The sequence below is a fragment of the Roseovarius halophilus (ex Wu et al. 2025) genome (assembly GCF_047086965.1).
Genome location: NZ_JBKOTX010000309.1, coordinates 1 through 4,710, shown reverse-complemented (window position 1 = coordinate 4,710; position 4,710 = coordinate 1). Strand labels below are relative to the sequence as shown.

At 67.4% G+C, this 4,710-nt stretch carries 5 protein-coding genes and 1 tRNA gene; 1 reads left to right on the top strand and 5 read right to left on the bottom strand.

From position 1 onward, the window contains the following. From ACH107_RS30245 to ACH107_RS30230, 4 genes are all read right to left on the bottom strand, one after another. Positions 1-960, bottom strand: a 960-nt coding sequence (locus ACH107_RS30245) for a DNA polymerase III subunit delta' (protein ID WP_412509405.1), incomplete at its 3' end; no start/stop codon positions are given. Continuing rightward, positions 960-1,562: a dTMP kinase gene (tmk, locus tag ACH107_RS30240; RefSeq protein WP_310691470.1), complete on the bottom strand. Its 603-nt coding sequence runs from the start codon at positions 1,560-1,562 to the stop codon at positions 960-962. The genes ACH107_RS30245 and tmk, both read right to left, overlap by 1 nt. A 30-nt stretch (positions 1,563-1,592) precedes the next feature. Beyond that, positions 1,593-2,783: a D-alanyl-D-alanine carboxypeptidase family protein gene (locus ACH107_RS30235; RefSeq protein WP_310691471.1), complete on the bottom strand. Its 1,191-nt coding sequence runs from the start codon at positions 2,781-2,783 to the stop codon at positions 1,593-1,595. Between the two features lie 32 nt (positions 2,784-2,815). Continuing rightward, positions 2,816-3,688: an SPOR domain-containing protein gene (locus tag ACH107_RS30230; RefSeq protein ID WP_412509404.1), complete on the bottom strand. Its 873-nt coding sequence runs from the start codon at positions 3,686-3,688 to the stop codon at positions 2,816-2,818. A gap of 235 nt (positions 3,689-3,923) precedes the next feature. Here ACH107_RS30230 and ACH107_RS30225 point away from each other — a divergent pair. Beyond that, positions 3,924-4,013: transfer RNA gene (locus tag ACH107_RS30225), tRNA-Ser, on the top strand. Between the two features lie 142 nt (positions 4,014-4,155). Here ACH107_RS30225 and ACH107_RS30220 read toward each other — a convergent pair. Continuing rightward, positions 4,156-4,509, bottom strand: coding sequence for a hypothetical protein (locus ACH107_RS30220; RefSeq protein WP_412509403.1), 354 nt, complete (start codon positions 4,507-4,509; stop codon positions 4,156-4,158). Between the last annotated feature and the right edge of the window lie 201 nt (positions 4,510-4,710).

Below are 4,710 nucleotides of genomic sequence, written 5' to 3'. Positions count from 1 at the left end.
CTCGCCGGGGGCGCCCTGGTCGGCCGGCGGCCCCTCAAGCCCGCTGCGCGCGGCGCGCGACAGGAAGCGGTCGATCAGGTCCAGCACCAGTGTGAAGCGGGCGTCGCTGTTGCGGCCCGTGCAGCTTTCGGCCAGCCTGATCGCGCGCGGCCGGTCAAACCCGGCGGGCGCGTCCAGCACGCCCACCAATTCGGAATAGAGGGACAGCCCTTCGAGGTTGATCAGCCGGATCGCCTCGCCGACCGACCCCCCGGTCAGGGCCGCCAGTGCTTCGGGGGCGTCGGTGTGGCTGTCGGCCTGCGCCAGAGCGGCGGCCATGTCCTGCGCGGCGGGCATCGAGCAGCGCAGCACCCGGCAGCGCGACCGGATCGTCGGCAGCAGGCGCGAGGGCTGATGCGCCACCATGAGGATCGTTGCGCCCCGGGGCGGTTCCTCCAGCAGCTTGAGGATCGCGTTGGCCGCGTTGACGTTCATCTCGTCGGCGGCATCCACGATCACCACGCGGCGCCCGCCATCGGTGGCCGACATGCCGAAGAAGCCGCGCAGCTTGCGGACCTCTTCGACGGTTATGACCGTCTTGAGCTTGTCGGCCTTCTCGTCCCAGCCCCGGCGCAGCACGAAAAGCCGGGGATGCGCGCCAGAGGCCAGCAGCCGCATGTCGGGATGGTCGGGATCGACGTTGAGCCTGTCGGGGGCCGGTGGGGCATCCCCGAACACCCCCTCCTCGGGCGCCTCGGCGGGCTGCGACAGCAGGAAACCGGCGATCTTCCAGGCCAGTGTCGCCTTGCCAACGCCGCGCGGCCCGGTGATCAGCCAGCCCGAGTGCAGCCGCCCGCCGTTGAAACTGTCCAGGAAATCCGCCTGCGCGGCATCCTGGCCGAAAAGCTGCCGCGTCTCGCGCGGGTGGGGCGCGCCGGCGACCTGGTCGGGCAGGGGGCGGTCCTCTGGGGCGGTGGCCATCAGCCCGCCTCGCGCCTGGCCAACTGCGCGGCAACCTCTGCGGCAACGGCCTCGGGGGCACGGTTGCCGTCGATCACGACGCAGCGCGCGGCATGGGTCTCGGCCAGCTGCAGAAAGCCGTGACGCAGGGTTTCCTGAAAGCCCAGGCCGAAATCCTCGAAGCGGTCCTCGCCCGAGGCCCGGGCCAGCCCCCGTTCCAGCGCCAGGGCAGGGTCCATGTCGATCACGAAGGTCAGGTCGGGCTCGCGCCCGATCATCAGACTGTGCAAACGGTCCACGCTGGCGCGCAGGTCGCCGCGCGTCGCACCCTGGTAGATGCGGGTGGAATCGGCGAAGCGGTCGCAGATCACGGTGCGGCCTGCCTCCAGCGCGGGCAGGATCGTCTTTTCCAGGTGATCGCGCCGCGCGGCGGTGAACAGCAGGATCTCGGTCTCGGCCGACCAGCGGTCCGGGTCGCCTGTCAGCAGCAATTGGCGGATTTCCTCGGCGCCGGGGCTGCCGCCCGGCTCGCGGGTCAGCACGGCGTCGGGCAGGCGCTTGGCCAGCAGCCGCGCCTGGGTGGACTTGCCCGACCCGTCAATGCCTTCGAAGGTGATGAACATGCCGGGCCGCCGCGTGGAAATGCCGTGATCTCAGGCGCCTTCCTCGGCGTCGCTCCCGTTCTTGTCAAGGAGCTTGGTCATCAGCACATCGGCGGCAACCCGCAGCCGAGAGGCGAAACCGCCCCGCGGCACGTCTGCCTCGGCCACCAGGGGCGCGCGCGTCTCGGGCAGACCGTCGAGCCGGATCACCAGTTCGGCGATCTCGTCGCCCGCGGTGATGGGGGCCTCGACGGGGCCGTTGTAGACGATTTCGGCCTCGAGGTCGCGAGATGCGGTCAGGGGCACCAGCATCGACAGGTCCTCTCGCACCGAAAGCCCCACCTGCGGGCTTTCGCCCATCCAGACTTCTGCTTCGGCCAGGCGCGTCCCGGCGCTGGCGACATCGCGCTCGGCGAACTGGCGAAAGGCCCAGTTGATGATCTTCTCGGCCTCTTCGGCGCGGGCACTGGCACTGTCCATCCCGGTGATGGCGAAGATGATCCGCCGATCGCCCTGCTTGGCGCTGGCGGTCAGGCCGTACCCCGCTTCCTCGGTGTGGCCGGTCTTGAGACCGTCGGCCCCGATCCCCAGCCCCAGCAGCGGGTTGCGGTTGCTGACATTCTCCGGGGCGCGCCCGTCGAATTCATAGCGGCGCTCGGCGAAGAGCGGGTAGAAGGTGGGAAAATCGGTGATGATCCGGTCGGCCAGCGTGCCGAGGTCGCGCATGGACATGCGATGGCCCGCCGCGGGCCAGCCGTTGGAGTTGGTGAAGGTCGAATTGGTCATCCCGAGATTTTCGGCCCGCTCCGTCATCATCCGGGCAAAGCCCGCCTCGGTGCCATCCGGCGAAAGCGCTTCGCCCAGCACGCAGGAGGCATCGTTGCCCGACAGCACCACGACCCCGCGCAAGAGGTCCTCGACGCGGACGCGGTCAGTGGTGTCCAGGAACATCGTCGAGCCCCGGTATCCGAAACAGTGCTGCGAGACCGGCAGTTCGTCCTCCACCTCGAGCCGTCCGTCGCCGATGGCCTCGAAGGCCATGTAGAGCGTCATCAGCTTGGACATGGAGGCCGGCGGCAGGGGGCGGTCCGCGTTCTTTTCCAGCAGCACAGTGTCGGTGGTCTGGTCCAGGACATAGGCCGCCTCGGCGCGGGTGTCGAAGCTCTGCGCGAGAACGGCCGGCGCGATGGCGAGCCCGAGCGCGGTGGCCAGGGTGACGGCGATGAGGGTCAGGCGGATCATGACAGCGTTCCTCCTTGGGCGTGCGTAAGGGGTCAGTCGCTTACGACGTAGGCGTCCGAAAAGCCCATGTCGCGCACTTTTTCAAGAAGCGTCGCGGGATCCTCGGACGGATTGGCCGGGCTTGCGAGGACGCGCCAGAAGGTCCGCCCGTCGCCGTCCTGTGCCACGACGGTGGGCACGACGCCGTCTCCGCGCAGCCGGTCGGCGGCGCGGGTGGCATTGGCCTCGACCGAAAAGGTGGCGGCGCGGATATAGGGCGTGTTCGGCCGCCGACCGCGGGCCGGGGCAGGGGGCGGGGCAGCCGCCCCTGCCGTTTCCGAGGCCTGATCGGCAGCGTCCTTGGCAGACGTCCCGGTATCGGTCGCCCCGTCGGCGGGGCCATCGTCCAGAGGTGCGGCGCTGATTTCGTCGGGGCTGTCGAAATCGTCGGTCGCGGCCGGGTCCGGTGTGCTGACCTCCTCGCGACGCAGCGCGGTCACCTGCAGCTCGGCAGGGTTGCCGGCCAGCATCTCGAGCGCGGCGGCCGCCTCCGAAGAGACCTGCAGTTGCGGTCCGGGGGTGTCCCGCTCGCGCCGGAAAAGCGCGCCGGTGACCGAGCGGCCGTTGTCCCGGTTTCGGATAACAACCCGCTCGGGCGCCTCGACTTGCGGGTGCGCGACCCATATCCCGCCTAGTGAGGGGCGCCCGTCCCACAGGCCCGGCTCGGTGACCTGAAAGACCTCGGGCACTTCGGTATCGCGCGCGGCCACCCCGGTCTGCGCCGCGCTGTCTGGGGCTTGGCCGTCGCGCGGAGCGATCAGCCGGTCAAGGCCAAAGCCGTCCTCGCTGCCGCAGCCTGACAGCGCCAGCAACAGCACCGCTTTTGCCAGGACTCTGGATTTGTATGGTCGCGGTGTGCCTGTCATGTCTCGCCCCTGCTGCCGGGTCTTGTGGCGCGGTCTTGCCGTCCTGTCTTGACCTTGCACGCTGGCCACACCCAAAGCCGCAACGACCAGCAAGGTCAAACGGATATCGGCCGTGCGGGATCATCATAGCCTGCCGGGCCGCATTGTGAAAGCACCCCTGCTCCGGGTAGGCGCATTTCCACGTCGTGCTTTGGGCTTCCAGAATCGCTCGCAGCCCCTTACCCCCACCTTCGCCGGAGGAGTGGCAGAGTGGTCGATTGCACCGGTCTTGAAAACCGGCGTGCGTGAAAGCGTACCGTGGGTTCGAATCCCACCTCCTCCGCCAATCAAATGGATTAAACAATTGTATATAAATAAAAATTTTTTGGAGGGAGTAAGCGCATCCCCCACATGATCCCCCAGCGTAACGCGGACTGCATCGGACGGCGCTGGAGCAAACATCGGCTACTTTGGTGAAGAGGACGGGGTCACTCCTGTGACAACCCTGCCCCAACTTGGTGCTTGATGGGGCGCGCCTTGACAAGTAGCACGATGGTGCTGGGGCTGCCATCCAATGCCGGGTCGGGCAACGTGTCACCACGCCCCGCCGTCGATTTCTTCGCAAATCGGGTCCCAGCGACCGTCTTTCCCGGCTCACCAAGCTTTTCGGGGTCGAAAAACAGGGCGGCATTGCAAGTGTAGGTGGTCTCTTGATCGCCAGTGATCTTCAGGAAACCGGCGGCGGCGGCTTGTCTTACGTCATCGTCGACACCGGCCATAGTCTCTACGAAAACCGTCACGCGCGTGCCAGCAATGCCGTTCCAGAGATAGGGCAACCTCATCTTTCTCCCATGTCCCGAGACCGATATTCACCACTAAGCTACCCGCTCTTGAAGATCGCTGTGAAGGAGTTTGGGACGACCACAGGCAATAGCGACGTCGTTCGGTACTGTACCCTAAGGTCTGGAAATTCGCTCGAGTTGGGGGCCATGAGCCCCTGCTGGGGCGCACCCCAGCAAGGGCTGCCCATTCTGGTATTCCAT